The 16,958-nt window shown below is 65.5% G+C and carries 13 protein-coding genes; 3 read left to right on the top strand and 10 right to left on the bottom strand.

Going from position 1 to position 16,958, the window contains the following annotated elements; genetic code table 11:
• Entirely contained in the window at window positions 1–1,446 is a 1,446-nt protein-coding gene (locus ABNK63_RS00065; RefSeq protein WP_350016306.1) for a glutamate synthase subunit beta, read from the top strand.
• A gap of 16 nt (window positions 1,447–1,462) precedes the next feature.
• Here ABNK63_RS00065 and ABNK63_RS00060 read toward each other — a convergent pair whose 3' ends face one another.
• Window positions 1,463–4,927 (bottom strand): PAS domain-containing hybrid sensor histidine kinase/response regulator, encoded by a 3,465-nt coding sequence (locus ABNK63_RS00060; RefSeq protein WP_350016305.1) that lies wholly within the window; start codon window positions 4,925–4,927, stop codon window positions 1,463–1,465.
• A gap of 79 nt (window positions 4,928–5,006) precedes the next feature.
• On the opposite strand from ABNK63_RS00060, the gene ABNK63_RS00055 reads away from it, so the two are divergent.
• Both ABNK63_RS00055 and ABNK63_RS00050 read left to right on the top strand, forming a co-directional pair.
• Window positions 5,007–5,651: a 4'-phosphopantetheinyl transferase superfamily protein gene (locus ABNK63_RS00055; protein WP_007809806.1), complete on the top strand. Its 645-nt coding sequence runs from the start codon at window positions 5,007–5,009 to the stop codon at window positions 5,649–5,651.
• Window positions 5,652–5,757: 106 nt separating this feature from the next.
• Window positions 5,758–6,501 (top strand): pyridoxine 5'-phosphate synthase, encoded by a 744-nt coding sequence (locus tag ABNK63_RS00050; protein WP_007809808.1) that lies wholly within the window; start codon window positions 5,758–5,760, stop codon window positions 6,499–6,501.
• 85 nt (window positions 6,502–6,586) lie between these two features.
• Here the strand turns inward: ABNK63_RS00050 and ABNK63_RS00045 are convergent, their stop codons facing one another.
• The 9 genes from ABNK63_RS00045 to dnaA all read right to left on the bottom strand — a co-directional run bounded on the left by ABNK63_RS00045 (window position 6,587) and on the right by dnaA (window position 16,958).
• On the bottom strand, window positions 6,587–6,991 hold the full coding sequence (locus ABNK63_RS00045) for a biopolymer transporter ExbD (RefSeq protein WP_040673554.1): 405 nt from the start codon (window positions 6,989–6,991) through the stop codon (window positions 6,587–6,589).
• Window positions 6,992–6,997: 6 nt separating this feature from the next.
• Entirely contained in the window at window positions 6,998–7,420 is a 423-nt protein-coding gene (locus tag ABNK63_RS00040; RefSeq protein ID WP_007809813.1) for a biopolymer transporter ExbD, read from the bottom strand.
• 11 nt (window positions 7,421–7,431) lie between these two features.
• Complete coding sequence (locus ABNK63_RS00035) at window positions 7,432–8,163, bottom strand: MotA/TolQ/ExbB proton channel family protein (protein WP_007809815.1); 732 nt, start codon at window positions 8,161–8,163, stop codon at window positions 7,432–7,434.
• Window positions 8,164–8,261: 98 nt separating this feature from the next.
• Window positions 8,262–8,921 carry an energy transducer TonB gene (locus tag ABNK63_RS00030; RefSeq protein WP_040673557.1) on the bottom strand — a complete coding sequence of 220 codons (660 nt, stop codon included), beginning with the start codon at window positions 8,919–8,921 and terminating at the stop codon, window positions 8,262–8,264.
• Window positions 8,922–9,134: 213 nt separating this feature from the next.
• Window positions 9,135–10,421 (bottom strand): tetratricopeptide repeat protein, encoded by a 1,287-nt coding sequence (locus tag ABNK63_RS00025; RefSeq protein ID WP_238530965.1) that lies wholly within the window; start codon window positions 10,419–10,421, stop codon window positions 9,135–9,137.
• A 156-nt stretch (window positions 10,422–10,577) separates the two neighbouring features.
• Complete coding sequence (gene gyrB / locus ABNK63_RS00020; protein ID WP_350016304.1) at window positions 10,578–13,010, bottom strand: DNA topoisomerase (ATP-hydrolyzing) subunit B; 2,433 nt, start codon at window positions 13,008–13,010, stop codon at window positions 10,578–10,580.
• Window positions 13,011–13,103: 93 nt separating this feature from the next.
• On the bottom strand, window positions 13,104–14,183 hold the full coding sequence (gene recF, locus ABNK63_RS00015; protein WP_007809823.1) for a DNA replication/repair protein RecF: 1,080 nt from the start codon (window positions 14,181–14,183) through the stop codon (window positions 13,104–13,106).
• A 95-nt stretch (window positions 14,184–14,278) separates the two neighbouring features.
• On the bottom strand, window positions 14,279–15,379 hold the full coding sequence (gene dnaN, locus ABNK63_RS00010) for a DNA polymerase III subunit beta (protein WP_007809824.1): 1,101 nt from the start codon (window positions 15,377–15,379) through the stop codon (window positions 14,279–14,281).
• Window positions 15,380–15,623: 244 nt separating this feature from the next.
• Window positions 15,624–16,958, bottom strand: a complete 1,335-nt coding sequence (gene dnaA, locus ABNK63_RS00005; protein ID WP_007809826.1) for a chromosomal replication initiator protein DnaA — start codon at window positions 16,956–16,958, stop codon at window positions 15,624–15,626.

Genomic DNA, 16,958 nt, shown 5'->3' with positions numbered 1-16,958 from the left:
ATGGGCAAGATCACCGGCTTTCTCGACTATCCGCGGCTCAGCGAAACCAGCGAGGCGCCCGCGCAGCGCAAGAAGCACTGGCGCGAGTTCATCCGCCATCTGGGCGACGCCGACGCGTCGACCCAGGCCGCCCGCTGCATGGATTGCGGCATTCCGTTCTGCCACAACGGCTGCCCCGTCAACAACCTGATCCCCGACTTCAACGAGCTGGTCCACCAGCAGGACTGGCGGCGCGCGCTCGAGGTGCTGCACTCGACCAACAACTTCCCCGAGTTCACCGGGCGGATTTGCCCGGCGCCGTGCGAATCGGCGTGCACGCTGAACATCAACAGCGAGGCGGTGGGCATCAAGTCGATCGAGCACAAGATCATCGACAAGGGCTGGGAAGAGGGCTGGGTCACCGCGCAACCGCCGGCGCGGCTCAGCGGCAAGAGCGTCGCGGTGATCGGCTCCGGTCCGGCCGGCCTGGCCGCCGCGCAGCAGCTGGCGCGGGCGGGACATGCGGTGACGGTGTTCGAGAAGAACGATCGGATCGGCGGCCTGCTGCGCTATGGCATCCCCGATTTCAAGCTGGACAAGATGCTGATCGATCGCCGCGTGGAGCAACTGCGCGGCGAGGGCGTGCAGTTCCGCACCGGCGTGTTCGTGGGCGATGCCGCCGCGGGAGCAGCCGGCGAGACGATCACGCCCGAGCAGCTGAAGCAGGATTTCGACGCGGTGGTGATCGCCGGCGGTGCCGAGACGCCGCGCGACCTGCCGGTGCCCGGGCGCGAACTGAATGGCGTGCATTTCGCGATGGACTTCCTGCCGCAGCAGAACAAGGTGGTCGCCGGCGACCGGCTCGACCGGCAGATCCTGGCCACCGCGAAGAACGTGGTGGTGATCGGCGGCGGCGACACCGGCTCGGATTGCGTGGGCACCTCCAACCGCCACGGTGCCGCGTCGGTGACCCAGTTCGAGCTGCTGCCGCAACCGCCGCTGCAGGAGAACAAGCCGCTGGTGTGGCCGTACTGGCCGATCCGCCTGCGCACGTCGAGCTCGCACGAGGAGGGCTGCCAGCGCGACTGGGCGGTGGCCACCAAGTGTTTCAACGACGACGGCGCGGGCAACGTGTGCAGCCTCACCGCGGTGCGGCTGGAGTGGAAGGACGGCCGGATGGCCGAGATCGCCGGCAGCGAGTTCGAGGTGCCTGCCGGGCTAGTGCTGCTGGCGATGGGCTTCGTCTCGCCGCTGCAGCATGTGCTGGACGCGTTCGGCGTGGAGAAGGACGCCCGCGGCAACGCCAAGGCCGGTACCGATGACTACCGCACCAGCGTCGATCGGGTGTTCGCCGCCGGCGACATGCGGCGCGGGCAGTCGCTGGTGGTGTGGGCGATTCGCGAAGGCCGCCAGTGCGCTCGTGCAGTCGACGAGTACCTGATGGGCGGTTCGCTGCTGCCGCGCTGAGCTGGCTGAAGCCTGCTCAGTGCTGGCCGCGCAGCGGCGCAGCCAGCAGCGCGCGCAGGGCCGCCGGCTTCACCGGCTTGTGCAACAGCGGGTAGCCCAGCGCCCGCGCCCGCTGCTTCAGCTCGCTGCTGCCGTCGGCGGTGATGATCGCCGCCGGCGGCAACTGCATCACCGCGTCGCGCAGTTGCTGCAGGGCCTGCAGACCATCGACATCGTTGGCCAGGTGGTAGTCGGCGAGGATCAGGTCGATCGGACCACGCCGCAGTTCCGCCCGCGCCTGGTCCACGTCGACCGCGGTGCGGCAGTCGATGCCCCAGCGCCCGAGCAGCGCGCGCATGCCGTCGAGGATCGACTCGTCGTTGTCCAAGCACAGCACGGTCAACGGCAGTTGCGTGTCCGGGCCGCTGCGCGCCACGCGCCGACGCCGCATCGGCACGCTTTCATTGCGTGGCACGCTCACCGCGAAACGGCTGCCATGCTGCACGCGTGAGTCGAGGTCCAGGCGATGGCCGAGGATGCCGGCCAGCCGGTCGCAGATCGACAGGCCCAGGCCCAGGCCTTTCTCGCCCCACGGCGACGGCTGCTCCAGGCGCTGGAACTCGTCGAAGATCCGCGCCCGCTGCTCCGGCGGAATCCCCGGCCCGGTGTCCCACACCTCGATGCGCACCTGGTCGCCGAACCGGCGCGCACCCAGCAGCACGCCGCCGTGGCGCGTGTAACGCAAGGCATTGGACAGGAAGTTCTGCAGGATCCGCCGCAACAGCTGGGGATCGCTGCGCACGGCCAGTCGCGTTGGCACCACGCGCAGGCGCAGGCCGCGCTGTTCGGCGACCACCGCGAACTGCGCCTTCAGCGAATCGAACAGGTCGGCCAGCGCAAAGCCCGACACGTCGGGACGATAGCTGCCGGTGTCCAGGCGCGAGGTATCGAGCAGTGCGTCCAGCAGGTCCTCGGCCGCGCGGAACGAGGCATCGATGCGTTCGGCCAGCTGTTCGGCCTCGCTGTCCAGCCCCGGATGCTGGCGCAGCGCCGAGGTGAACAGCCGCGCGGCATTCAGCGGCTGCAGCAGGTCGTGGCTGGCGGCAGCGAGGAAGCGCGTCTTGGAAATGTTCGCCGCCTCGGCCGCGCGACGCGCCTGGGCGGTGGCCACCAGCGCTTCGGACAGTTCGGCGGTGCGCTGCTCCACGCGCAGTTCCAGCGTCTCGTTGGCTTCCATCAGCGCCTGTTCGGCGTTCTTGTACGCCGTCACGTCGGTATAGGTGGTCACATAGCCGCCGCCGGGCAGCGCCCGGCCGCGCATCTCGATCACCGAGCCGTCCGGCCGGATGCGCTGGAACAGGTGCGAGGAGCCGGCACGCATGTAGTCGATGCGTTTGGCCACATGGCCGTCCACTTCGCCCGGGCCGCATTCGCCCAGTTCGGCGTTCCAGCGAATCAGCTCGGCCACCGGCACGCCGACGTAGACCATGCCGTCGGGATAGTCGAACAGTTCCAGGTAGCGACGGTTCCACGCCACCAGGCGCATGCCGGCGTCGACCACGCTGATGCCCTGGGAGACGTTCTCCAGCGTGGTGGACAGCAGTTCCCGGTTGAAGCGCAGTTCCTGCGAGGCTTCGTCCAGCAACGCCATCGACTCGGCCAGGTCCAGGCCGCTGCCGGAGAGCGCGCTGATCAGGATGCGCCGCGCATTCGCCGCGCCGACGGCCGAGGCGAGCAGGCGTTCGGTGAACTGGATCAGCGCGCGGTCGGCGGCTGTGCCGGGCAGCAGGGGCTTGCCCAGGCGGTGGCCATATTCCTCGAACGCGCGCGCGCTGCTGCGCTCGCCGACAATCCGCTCGGCGATCGTGCGCAGGTCCGCCGCCACCACGCGGCCACGCCAGTCACCCGCACCGCCGCGGCTGGCCGGATCGGCGTCCATGAACACCGCCGCGTGCAGGCGCTCTTCCAGGCTGGGCCGGAAGCGCAGCGAGACGAACACCAAGCAGCCGATGTTGACCAGCAGCGACCAGAACGTGCCGTGCATCACCGGTTCCCAGCCGCTGAGATGGAACAGCGCCTGCGGGCGCAGCCAGTCCCAGCCGAACGGTCCCTGCTGCAGCCACTGATCCGAGCGGATCAGCGCCGGCAGCAGCAGGGTGTAGACCCATACGATGAAGCCGCCGGCCAGGCCGACCACCACGCCCCGACGGCTGGCGCCCCGCCAGTAGATCGCGGCGACCAGGGCCGGCGCGAATTGCGCCACCGCAGCGAAAGCGAGCAGTCCGGTGGCGGCCAGGTTCTCCGCATTGGCGGCGACGCGGTAGTACGCATAAGCCATCGCCGCGAGCAGGATGATCGCGATCCGCCGCACGCCCAGCACCAGCTGCGACAGGTCGCTGCGATGTTCCAGCCGCAGGCGGCGGATGCGCAGCAGGGCCGGCATCACCAGGTCGTTGCTGATCATCGTGGACAATGCCACCGCCGCCACGATCACCATGCCGGTGGCGGCCGAGAATCCGCCCACGAAGGCCAGCAGGGCCATGCCCCGATCGCCGTGCGACAACGGCAGGGTCAGCACCCACGCGTCAGCCGCGCCGTCGCGCACCAGCGGCATGTGCGCGCCGGCCGCCACGATCGGCAGCACCGCGAGGCTGACGATCACCAGGTACAGCGGCACCATCCAGCGCGCGCGGCTGAGGTCGCTGGCGTCCTCGCATTCGACCATGCCGATCTGGAACTGGCGCGGCAGACAGAACATCGCGCAGAAGGCCAGCATCGTCTGCGCCATGAAACCCGGGGTCAGTCCGTGGCTCAGCTGGACCACCGGCGGCTGCACGGTGCCGAGCAGGCCGGGGCCCCGCCACAGCGCGTAGCCGGCCAGCGCCACGAAGGCGAGCAGCTTGATCAGCGACTCCAGCGCGATCGCCAGCATCAGGCCATGGTGATGCTCGGTCGCATCGATGCTGCGGGTGCCGAACAGGATCGCGAACAGGGCCAGCAGCACGGCACACCACATCGCGCTGTCGATTCCGCCCGCCTTCACCGCGCCGAACGCCGCGCCGCCCAGCACGCCGTACGACATTGCCACGGCCTTGAATTGCAGCGCGATGTACGGCACCACGGCGATCACCGCGATCACCGCGACCAGGGCCGCCAGCCCGTGCGACTTGCCGAAGCGCGCGCCGATGAAGTCGGCGATCGACGTGATGTTGCGCTGCCTGACCACCTGCACCAGCCGCCGCAGCAGGCCGAAGCCGAACACGTACAGCAGGATCGGACCCAGATAGATCGGCAGGTAAGCCAGGCCGTCGCGGGCAGCCGTGCCCACGGCGCCATAGAACGTCCACGACGAGCAATAGACGGCCAGCGCCAGGCTGTAGACGATCGGGCGCAGCCGCGGCTGACGCGGATACAGCGGTCGCCGGTCGCCTGCGTAGGCCACCACGAACAGCAGCCCCACGTAGAGCAGCGACACCAGCAACAGCAACCAGCCCTGGATCAAGCCAATCTCCCCGGCAGATGGGCAGCGCGGCGGGCGATCCGCGCTTGTGCCCCGGCCAGCCCGGCGGCACCATGCCTGGATGATCGCCCCGCCCGAACTCGTGCTTGCCAACGTAGCAGAGGCCCTGCGGGATGACGAGATTCATGTGTGGCGCGTGCACTACCGGCAGGCGCTGGGGCGGAAGCCCCTATGCGAGGTGCTCGCCGCCTATCTCGATGTCGCCGCGGAGCGGGTGGCGCTGGTGGACGGCGAACATGGCCGTCCCGCGCTGACCGCGCCCCATGATCCATCGCTGGGCTTCAACTGGTCACATAGTGGCGAGCACGCGCTGATCGCGGTGGGACGAAACGTGGCGCCGGGGATCGACCTCGAGCGTGCTCGCCCGCGCCAGCGCAGTCTGGAGATCGCCCGGCGCTTCTTCAGCGCCGATGAAGCGGCAGCCTTGGCCAGGCTGCCGGCGGCCGCGCGCAACGCGGCCTTTCTTGAGCTGTGGACGGCCAAGGAGGCCGTGGTGAAGGCGCTGGGGCGCGGCATCGCGTTCGGGCTGGATCGCTTCAGCGTTGCCAGCGATGCCGGACAACTGCGCCTGCGCTACCTGCAGGGTGATGACGTCGACGCCTGGCAACTGCGCCGCCTCGAGCTGGACCCCGATCTGGTCGCGGCGGTGGCATGGCGAGGCGACGCGCGTCGGATACGGTTCGGGACGCTTGCCAGCGGCGAGTGATCGGCGCACTGTTTCCGGTCGGTCGTCGGCCGCGCATCGACACTCGGTTGCCTCGGTCGATCTCCCTTGCGATAGCCTTTCATTCCCAGCGGATTGCCGGAACGCCATGACCCTGCTCAGCGTCAACCTCAACAAGATCGCGGTGCTGCGCAACTCGCGCGGCGGCGACGAACCGGACATCTGCCGTGCGGCGCAGACCTGCATCGACGCGGGCTGCGGCGGCATTACCGTCCATCCCCGCCCCGATCAGCGGCATGTCCGTCCCCACGACGTGCGGGCACTCGCCGCGATGCTGCGCGGACGGGTCGAATACAACATCGAAGGCAACCCCTTCGCCGACCCGCGAGGGGACTACCCGGGCCTGCTGGAGCTGGCCCGCGAAGTGCGTCCCACCCAGGTGACCCTGGTTCCCGATGGCGATGGCCAGATCACCTCCGATCACGGCTTCGACCTGCGCCGGGATATTGCGCAGCTGCGCCCGCTGGTCGGCGAGCTGTGCGATCTCGGCTGCCGGGTCAGCCTGTTCGTCGATGCCGGCAGCCAGGATTTCGACCTGGCCGCCGTGATCGGCGTACAGCGCATCGAGATCTATACCGGGCCCTACGCCCAGGCTTTTGCCGATGGCGAGCCCGCCACGGTGCTGGCCGCTTGTGCGGATACCGCGCGGCGCGCGCAACAGGCCGGACTGGCCGTGAACGCAGGGCACGATCTCAGCCAGGCGAACCTGGGCACCTTCCGCGCCGCGATTCCCGGCCTGGCCGAGGTTTCCATCGGACACGCCTTGATCGGCGAGGCCTTGTACGAGGGACTTGCCACCACCGTGCGCAACTACCTGCAGATCCTGCGCTGACACTGTTCCGACCAACCGTCGCGCCAACAAAAACCCCCGCACGGGGCGGGGGTCTTGTCTGTTGCATGCTGCCGAGGCAGCCCGATCAGAAGTCTTCAGTGAAGCCGATCTTGACCAGATTGTAGCTCTTCGCATCGGCCAGCACCCGGGCCACGTGCTCATAGGCCACGCCGTCGGCTGCCGCGATCTGGATCTCCGGCTGATTGCTCTGCTGCGCGATCACCGCCAGCTGGGCTTTCAGGCCGAGTTCGTCGACCGGGGTGTCATTCCAATACAGCGCACCGGCCTGATCGATCTTCAGATGAATCGGATCGAGCGGATTGGTCGGCGGCGGATTGTTCACGTTCGGCTGCGGCAGGTCGACCTGGATCTTGTGGGCCAGCACCGGCGCCGTGATCATGAAGATGATCAGCAGGACCAGCATCACGTCGACCAGCGGCGTGACGTTGATCTCCGACATCGGACCTGTTGTCTTGGTAGTGAAAGCCATCTCAGGTCACCCCTTCGGCGCGTCAGTGGTCATGAAGGCGACATGCACCATGCCGGAATCCTTCGTGTCGCCGATGATCTTCTTCACGATCTTGAACTCGGTACCCTTGTCCGCGCGGATCTGCAGCTCCGGCTGGGGCGACTTCTGGGCGTTCACCGCCAGAAGCGACCTCAGCTCGGCTTCCGTGACCGCATGGTCATTGAAGTACATGCTGCCGTCCTGCTTGACCGCCAGATCCAGGGGCGGAACCACCATTTCCGGTTCCTTGGTCTTTGGATTGGCGGTAGGCAGGTCGATCGTGATGGAGTGCGACATCAGTGGTGCGGTGATCATGAAGATGATCAGCAGAACCAGCATCACGTCGACCAGCGGCGTGACGTTGATTTCCGACATCGGACCGCCGGAATTGCCTCCAGTGCTCATCGCCATGGGTCAATCCCTCACTTCGAGCTGTCGACGCGCGAACCGGTAGCGAAGAAGTCGTGCAGGTCGTGTGCGAATTCGTCGAAGCGGGCGTAGGTCAGGCGGTTCGAGCGGCTGAAGAAGTTGTACGCGAACAGCGCCGGGATAGCGGCGAACAGACCGAAGGCGGTCATGATCAGCGCCTCACCGACCGGACCGGCCACCGCGTTCATCGAGGCGTTGCCCGAAGCGGCGATGCGGATCAGCGCGTGGTAAATGCCCCACACCGTACCGAGCAGACCGACGAACGGAGCCGCCGAACCGACGGTGGCGAGCAGGGTCATGCCGCCTTCCAGACGCAGGCTCTCGCGGGCCACGGCCTGACGCAGGGCGCGATCGATGAACTCCGAACGGCTCAGCGACTCGGCCAGACGACCGGTGGTGCCGGCAGCCGCGGTGGCCTGCTGGTGATGGGCGACCGCCGAGGCGGCGTCCAGCGCAATCTTCGAGAACGGCTCGCTGCGCGGCTGCGCCTCGAGTTCGCGGATCGCGTCCTGGGTGGAACCGTTGCCCCAGAAGCCGTCGATCACCTTGTCGGCGCGAGCGCGGACGGTGGCATTGCGGATGCCGTTGGCGATGATGAAGTACCACGACAGGAACGACATCACGACCAGGGTCACGAAGACGACCCAGCCGAGCCAGTCGAAGTTCTGGATCAGGTTGTCGAAGCCCATCTGTTTCATGGCTTCGGCGTTGGTATTGCCACCCATGGCCTGTGCGGCATCGGTCGTTGCAGGAGTCTGTAGGAACATAACGCTACCCTAGGGAAGTCAAGCGTGAACTGTAACTGTAAACCGGGGTGAGCCGGTTACAGCTGGTTGAGATTGAAGTTGACGGGAACGCGGGCGTACCCCTCGACTTTTTGTCCATTTCGAATCGTTGGGTTGAAGCGCCAACGACGTGCCGCATCCATCGCTGCACGGTCAAGTTCATGGTAACCGCTGGATCGATCGATCTTGATGTCCTTCGGCGAACCGTCCACGCCCACCAGAATCATCAGCACCACCGTACCCTCATGCCGCTGGCGGATCGCCTGTGGCGGGTACTTTGGCTGCAGACGACTGTTGTAGCTGAGGTCCGAACTGGCCGTAATGTCCGCTGGCGGCGCCGGTGGAGCTGGCGGTGCCGGCGGCGGCGCCGGGGTCGCGTTCGCCGAGACTTCCTCCACCGGGGGTGGCGGGGTCGGCGGCGGCGGCGTCGGTGGCGGCTTGATCTGCTGGATGATCTTCGGCGGCGGCTGCTTCGGCGGCTCCGGCGGCGGCGGCGGCGGTGGCGGCGGCGGCGGCGGCGGTTCGATGAAGTTCACCTGGACGATGCGTTCCTTCTCCTTGTGGTTCTGATGCGGTGGCGCCATTGGCGCCACGATCAACAGGAACGCAAACGCGTGCAGCCCAATAGCTACAGCCAATGCCCAGGTGCGCTTCCAACTGAATGGCTCGCGCCCGATTTCTTCGTTACTTGAGGCCATCTGTCACTAGTCTGGAGCTGATCAATCGGAAGAGAACGTTGCCGCAGGGCTTGGCCCGGATCCGTCTGATGCCTGGACGGAGCCGGAGAGAACTTGCCGCTGGGGAGACGCAGGGGAAGGTTTCAACGTTACAACAGCACATGGCTTTTGTATAGCGCTGCGGGGCGGATGGGCGGCCATTCCATCCCGCGGCTTGCCATGCGATTTGCCGCCTCAGCCGGCACCGGCCTTCTGCAACCAGGCCTTGGCCTTGGCGGCGGTTTCCGGATCCTGTGCAGCCTTCTTCATCGCAGCGACGGCGGCAGGCTTGTTCTTCATGCCGCGCTCGCACTCGGCCAGGATCATGTAGGCCTTGCCCTTCTCCTTGACGCCCTTGTCGAGGGCGGTCTGGATCAGGGTCTTGGCTTCCTTGTACTTGTTCTCGCTGAGCATCAGGCGGCTGGCGCGCAGCGCGGGCTCGCCGTCGCTGGCCAGCGGCTGGGCCTTCGTGTAATAGCCGACGGCCTGGTCGGTCTTGTTGCCGATCTCGGCGGCCTGACCCAGCAGCACATAGGTCTCTGCCGTGGGCTTGACCACGCCCTTGTTCATGCCCTCTTCGAGGACCTGGGTGGCCTTGGCGGCGTTCGGGGCCGGATCGGAGCTTTCCTGGCCAGTGATCAGGTACAGCTTGGCCAGGTTCACGTAATGCGATTCCTTGGTCAGCGTGCCGGCCGCACGAGCCTTCTCCATCAGCTGGATCGCTTCCGGATACTTGTGCGCCTGCATCAACACGGCCACGGCGTTGTTCAGCGCATTGGGGTCGTCCGGATTCGAATTGAGCTGATTGGTCGCCAGTGCGGCAGCCTTGTCGTCCTGGCCGGATTCGGCGTAGCTGGCCATCAGGATCTGGTCCCAGCTCGGCTCCGCCTTGGTGGTCAGCGACTTGGCCTTGGTGATCGCGGCGATCGCTTCGGGATACTTGGCGAGACGGTAATACGCGTTGCCTTCAAGCGCGTAGGAATCGGCGGTTTCCTTCTTGCCTTCGGCGCGCCATTTGGCGACGGTGTCGAGCGCAGCCTGGTATTGCTCATCGGCCAGCTGGAACTGGGCGAGCATGTACTGCAGCTGGAAATAGGTGTCGTTGGGCAGCACGCCGATGGCCAGCGAGCGCTGCAGCAGGCTGATCGCCCCCTTCACGTCCTGGTTGTTGTAGGCGAGGTTGGCCAGCCCCTGAAGCGCCAGCGCCTGTGCATATTTGCTCTTGCTGTCATCGACGATCGGCTGCAGGATCTGCTGGGCCTTGGCCTTGTCACCCGCGTTGACCGCGTCCAGACCCTCATTGAGGTTTGTCTGATCCTTTGCGCTGGTCAGGTCGAGCTTCGGCTCGGTACGGCTGGCATTGGGATAGAGCACTTCCTTCTTCGACGTGTCTTCGTGCTTGCGCGCCAGTACCGGGCTGCTGGCAAGGCCGAGCAACAATGCCGCGCTCGCCAGCATGGTCAATCCACGGACATGCTTCATGGTGATCCTCGTGTTGTCTGCGCGTATCGATCGAGTGACGCGGGGGAACTATGGAGATTAACCCGAGCCGGCGTGCGATAACAAGCTGCGATGCGGCATGGAAGATTGTTCAAAATCAACCACTTGGCGGCGGCTTGTGCATACTCGGGCGAATGGTCAGATGTCGAGATTGGCCACCTTCAGCGCGTTTGCCTCGATGAAGTCGCGACGCGGCTCGACAGCTTCGCCCATCAGCATCGAGAACATCTGGTCGGCGGCGATCGCGTCCTCGATGCCCACTTGCAGCATGCGTCGGGTTTCCGGGTTCACGGTGGTGTCCCACAACTGTTCGGGATTCATTTCACCCAGGCCCTTGAAGCGCTGGATGCTGCGACCCTTCTTGGCCTCGTCCAGCAGCCAGTTGCGCGCTTCCAGGAAGCTCAGCACGCCACGCGAGGCGTTGCCACGGCGAACCACGGCATCGGGCTGGATCATGCCGGCGATCTGCTGACTCATCGCCAGGATGGGCCGGAACTCGTTGCTGCCGAAGAACGGCTGCGGCAACAGCCAGGTGTGGGTCAACCCGTGCTGCTCCCTGACCACTTCGATCGCGGCCACCTGCTCGCCCTGGGCGGGGCGCAACGCCATGCGGTAGTGCGGTTTGCCCAGGCCACTGGCGGCCAGCCGCCCAGCGGCACCATCGAGCCACGCCTGCATGGCGGCTTCATCAGTCCACAGTTCGGCACGGATCGGGGCATGTTCGAGCAGCGCGTTGAACACCGCCGCATCGAAGCGGTGCGCCAATTTGGCGATCTGGTCCAGCGCGTGCTGATAACCGCGCAACAGCTTTTCCAGGGCCTCGCCGGTGATCGGAGGCGCTTCCGGGCTGTAGGTCAGCGAGGCGTTGTCGACTGCGCTGGAGATCAGGTAATCGTTCAGCGCCGCGTCGTCCTTGATGTACAGCTCCTGCTTGCCCTGCTTCACCTTGTACAGCGGCGGCAGGCCGATGTAGACATGGCCGCGCTCGATCAGCTCCGGCATCTGGCGGTAGAAGAAGGTCAGCAACAAGGTGCGGATGTGCGAGCCGTCGACGTCGGCGTCGGTCATCAGGATGATGCGGTGGTAACGCAGCTTGTCCGGGTTGTAGTCGTCCTTGCCGATGCCCGTGCCCAGCGCGGTGATCAGGGTGCCGACTTCGGCGGAGGACAGCATCTTGTCGAAGCGCGCCTTCTCGACGTTGAGGATCTTGCCCTTCAGTGGCAGCACGGCCTGGGTCTTGCGATTGCGGCCCTGTTTGGCGGAGCCGCCGGCGGAGTCACCCTCGACCAGGAACAGTTCGCACAGCGCCGGATCCTTTTCCTGGCAGTCGGCCAGCTTGCCGGGCAGGCCGGCGATGTCCAACGCACCCTTGCGGCGGGTCATCTCGCGCGCCTTGCGTGCAGCCTCGCGGGCACGCGCGGCATCGACCGCCTTGGAAGCGATCGCCTTGGCCTCGTTCGGGTGTTCCAGCAGGAACTCGCTCAACTTCTCGTTGACCGCCTGCTCCACAGCGGTCTTCACCTCGGAGGAAACCAGCTTGTCCTTGGTCTGCGAGGAAAACTTCGGATCGGGCACCTTCACCGACAGCACCGCGATCATGCCCTCACGCATGTCGTCGCCGGACAGCGCCACCTTGGCGTTCCTGGCCAGGCCTTCCTTCTCGATGTAGTTCTGCAGCGAGCGGGTCAGCGCGGCGCGGAAACCGGTGAGATGGGTGCCGCCATCACGCTGCGGAATGTTGTTGGTGAAGCAGAACATCGTCTCCTGGTAGGAATCGGTCCACTGCATCGCGAGGTCCACGACGATGCCGTCCTGCTCGGAGAGCAGGCTGATCACGTTGGGGTGCAGCGCGGTCTTCAGCTGCGCCAGGTGCTGCACGAACGAACGGATGCCGCCCTCGTACGCGAACGTGTCCGATCGCCCTTCCCCGCGTTCGTCCTTCAGCTCGATGGTCACGCCCGAGTTGAGGAAGGCCAGTTCGCGCAGGCGCTTGGCCAGAATCTCGTAGTGGAAATCGATGTTGTTGGTGAAGGTGGCCGGGCTGGGAAGAAAACGCACCACGGTACCGCGCCGGGTCGAAGGAGCGACTTCCTTCAACGAGTACAGCGGTTCACCGAGCGCGTACTCCTGCAGGTATTCGAAACCGTCGCGATAGATCGTCAGCCACAGGTGGTCGCTCAGCGCGTTCACCACCGAGACGCCCACGCCATGCAGGCCGCCCGAAACCTTGTACGAGTTCGCGTCGAACTTGCCGCCGGCGTGCAGCACGGTCATCACTACCTCGGCGGTGGAGCGACCTTCTTCCGGGTGGATGTCGACCGGAATGCCGCGGCCGTTGTCGCTGACGCTGACCGAGCCGTCTTCAAGGATGGTGACTACCACCTTGTCGCAATAACCCGCGAGCGCTTCGTCGATCGCATTGTCGACCACCTCGAACACCATGTGATGCAGGCCAGTACCGTCATCGGTGTCGCCGATGTACATGCCCGGGCGCTTGCGCACCGCCTCCAGGCCCTTGAGGACCTTGATGTTGCTTGAGTCGTAGTGCGATTCGTTCGTGGATTCGTTCATGCGGTGACCGTTTCCTGGCGCCAGCTACCCGCCCGACGCGGCGCCGTAAAGGCCGGACAGGGTTATGCAATCCATGGGGATGCAACCTTTCGATTATAGCAGGCGGGACAGCTCGCCTTGTTCCACGTGGAACACCCGGGCAGGTAGGTCCCGCATTGCCACCGGCAGCTCGGTACCGGTCAGCAGGATCTGGGCGCTGGCCCCCACCAACTGACCGATGACGGCGCGTTGATGGGCTTGGTCGAGTTCCGAAGCCAGGTCGTCCAGACAAACAATGGGCCAGTCGCCGTGATGCTCGGCGTAGAGTTCGGCTTGAGCGAGCATGCAGGCCAATGCGACCAGCTTGCCCTGGCCGCGCGACAGGTGCTCCCGCAGCGGAGCATGCTCGAACGCCAGCGTCCAGTCTGCGCGGTGGACTCCCATCGTGGTATGCCCACGAGTGACGTCCCTCTCCCTCTGGACGCGCAACTGCGAGGCCAGCTCCTGGTCTTCCGCCCACCCCCGGCGATAACGCAGCTCCAAGGCGCCCAGCTCACCCAGCAGTCCTTGCATGCTTCGCGCCAGCCTGGGTCGCAGGAGATCCAGGTACGCTTGCCGTTGCTGGTCGATCTGCTGCCCCGTCTGGGCCAGCTCGGCTTCCCAGGGCAGGAACAGTGCGTCAGCGGGCAGCGGGTAGCTGCGAAGCAGGCTGTTCCGTTGTTTCAGAGCCCGCTGATAACGGCGCCAGATCGACAGGAACTGATGTTCCACGTGGAACACGCCCCAGTCGAGGTAGCGGCGGCGTTCCTCGGCCCCCCCGGAGATAAGTGCGTGCGAACCGGGATCAAAACAGACCACGGCACACTCCCGGACAAGTTCACCCAACGGAGCGTTGAGTCCATCGATCCGCCCCTCCCAGCGGGACCCCGTCCGACCCAGTCCAAGCCGTGCGAGCCGACCATCGGCGTGGCGCAACTCGGCGAAGATGGAAAGCCCCGACGCCCCCCGCTGCAACAACGCTTCCCGGGCGCCGCTACGAAAGGAGCGGCCGTGGGACAACAGGAATACCGCTTCCAGCACGCTGGTCTTGCCGGCGCCATTGTCCCCCGCAAAAACGTTGATCCCGGGATCCAGTGCCAAGGTCGCTTCGCTGAAACAACGCAGGCCGGCAATGCGCAGCTGTTCGATCTTCATGTGCAGTCACGCCGCAAACAGCAACGCCGGAGTTCCTCACGGATACTCCGGCGCTTCGACGACCTGCCGCAGCGGCTGAAAACCATGCCTGGCCGTCAGAGCCGCAGCGGCATGATCACGTGACGGGCGTGCTCGTTGTCGTGTTCCTGCACCAGGCAGCTGGATTGCGCGTCACGCAGGCTCAAGCGGGCCTGGTCGCCACGCAACGCGGCCAGCGCATCCAGCAGGTATCCCACGTTGAAACCCACGGCCAGATCCGACACGTGTGTATCGGCCTCCACTTCCTCAACCGCCTCTTCCTGCTCGGGGTTGTGCGCAACGATGCGCAGCTTGCCCGGCGACAGTTCCAGGCGAACGCCGCGGTACTTCTCGTTCGAGAGAATGGCGGCACGCTGTAAGGCGCCGCGCAGCACTTCGCGATCCAGCGTGGCAGTCTTGTCCGCACCCAGCGGAATCACCGCCTCGTAGTCCGGGAAACGACCGTCGATCAGCTTGGAGGTGAATACCACCTCGCCGCGACGCACGCGCAGGTGATTGCGACCGAACTCCAGCTCGACCTCACCGTCGCCGGTTTCGAGCAGACCGACCAGTTCGTTGACACCCTTGCGCGGAATGATGATCTGCCGGCGCGTGCTCACCGAGCTCTGCAGCTCGGTCTCCTTCATGGCCAGTCGATGGCCATCGGTGGCCACGCAGCGCAGCGTGTGTTCCTGCAGGTCCAGCAGCATGCCGTTGAGGTAGTAGCGCACGTCCTGGTTCGCCATCGCGAACGCCGTGCGTTCCATCAGATCACGCAGGACTTCTTCCGGAAGGCTGACCTTCTCGACCAGTTCGATCTGGTCGACGGTGGGGAATTCGCTGGCCGGCAAGGTGGTCAGCGTGAAGCGGCTGCGTCCGGCATTCAACGCCACGCGGTCGCCGTTCAACTTCAGGTCGATGCGGGCGCCGTCCGGCAGGGCCCGGACGATGTCGAACAGCTTGCGTGCGGGAATCGTGATCTCGCCGTCGGCCAGCTTCTCCGCGTCTGCCGTGGCCACCATCTCGACTTCGAGGTCGGTGCCGGTAAGGGACAGCTTGCCGTCGCCGACCTTGACCAGAAGGTTGGCCAGGACTGGCAGGGTCTGCCGCCGTTCGACCACGCCGACAACCTGTTGCAGCGGCTTGAGCAGGGCTTCTCGTTGGATGCTGAATTGCATGGCTGTGCTTCCCCTATACCTGCTGTTCTATCTTTAAAAGAAGTTGGTAGTGGTTGTTGGTGCGGTGTATAACTTTTATATCTAAAAAAACACAGATAAATCAGAAAGTTGCCTTGTTTCTACCCTGTGCCCTGAGAGGCGGGTTGCCGGTGTGTGATTTGTGGATAAGTCTAGCGGCCAATCCATCCACCCATTATCCACAACCTGCGCGCCCGCTTATCCATAGCTTTCGCTGATTTCCGCCTCAACCGGTCAGTGTTCGAATCAGTTGTTCCCAGTCCTGCCGTATCCGCGGGTCCGTCTCGATGAACTTGCGGATCGTCTTGCACGCGTGCATGACCGTGGTGTGGTCGCGCCCACCGAAGGCCTCGCCGATCTCCGGCAGGCTGTGTTCGGTCAGTTCCTTGGACAGCGTCATCGCGATCTGGCGCGGGCGTGCCAGGGAGCGGACGCGGCGCTTGGACAGCAGATCCTGCAGCCGGACGTTGAAATACTCGGCGGTGATCTTCTGGATGTTCGGGATGGTGACTGCCTGCGCATGGGTGGCCAGCAGGTCGCGCAGGGTCTCCTCGGCAAAGTCGGTGGTGATCGGCTTGCCGTAGAAATTCGCCCGCGCCGCCAGCGTGTTCAACGCGCCTTCGAGGTCGCGCACGTTGGAACGAATGCGTTTGGCCAGCAGCATCGCCACGTTCTCGTCGACCGCCACGCCCTTCTCGTGCGCCTTGGCCAGCAGGATCGCCGCCCGGGTTTCGAAATCCGGCGGTTCGATCGCCACGCTCAAGCCCCAGCCCAGCCGCGATTTCAGCCGGGGCTCCAGCTTGTCCACTTCCTTCGGATAGCGGTCGCAGGTGAGGATGATCTGCTGCTTGGATTCGAACAAGGCGTTGAATGTATGGAAGAATTCCTCCTGCGTGGTGTCCTTGCCGGCGAAGAACTGGATGTCGTCGATCAGCAGGGCGTCGACCGAGCGGAAGCGCTGCTTGAACTGGTCCATGCTCTTGGCACGCAAGGCCTCGATCATCGACCCGACGAACTGCTCGGAACGCAGGTACAGCACCTTGCAGTCGGGATTGTGCTCGCGCATCAGGTTGCCGGCGGCGTGCATCAGGTGGGTCTTGCCCAGGCCGGTGCCGCCGTACAGCAACAGCGGGTTGTAGGCCCGCCCCGGGTTGGTCGCCACCTGCATCGCGGCGGCCTTGCCGAGCTGGTTCGACTTGCCTTCGACGAAGGTTTCGAAGGTGTAGTGGGGGTCCAGGTTGTGGAGATGCGGAGTCGCCGGCGCCGCCGCCGGGCGCGGAGCGGCTGCTGCCGGCGGCTTGCTGACCGGGGCCGGGCGGACCGAGCTGGAACCCACTTCCAGGCGCACGGCGCAGGGTTTGCCCGCAAGTTGCGCCAGCACGGTTTCGATCTGCTCCAGGTAGCGTCCGCGAACCGTTTCCAGGGTGTACGAATTGGGTGCGAACAGCTGCAGGCCATGGCCATCTTCGCGCGCCTGCAACGGCATCAGCCAGGTATGCAGGTCTTCGGCGCTCAGATCGCCCTCCAGGCGCTCAAGGCAGCGCCGCCACAGATCACTCAT

The organism is Rhodanobacter sp. IGA1.0 (assembly GCF_040208325.1).
In the GTDB taxonomy this organism is placed as follows: domain Bacteria; phylum Pseudomonadota; class Gammaproteobacteria; order Xanthomonadales; family Rhodanobacteraceae; genus Rhodanobacter; species Rhodanobacter spathiphylli.
Note: the sequence above shows the minus strand (reverse complement) of the source record. Positions and strands in the feature narration are given on the sequence as shown.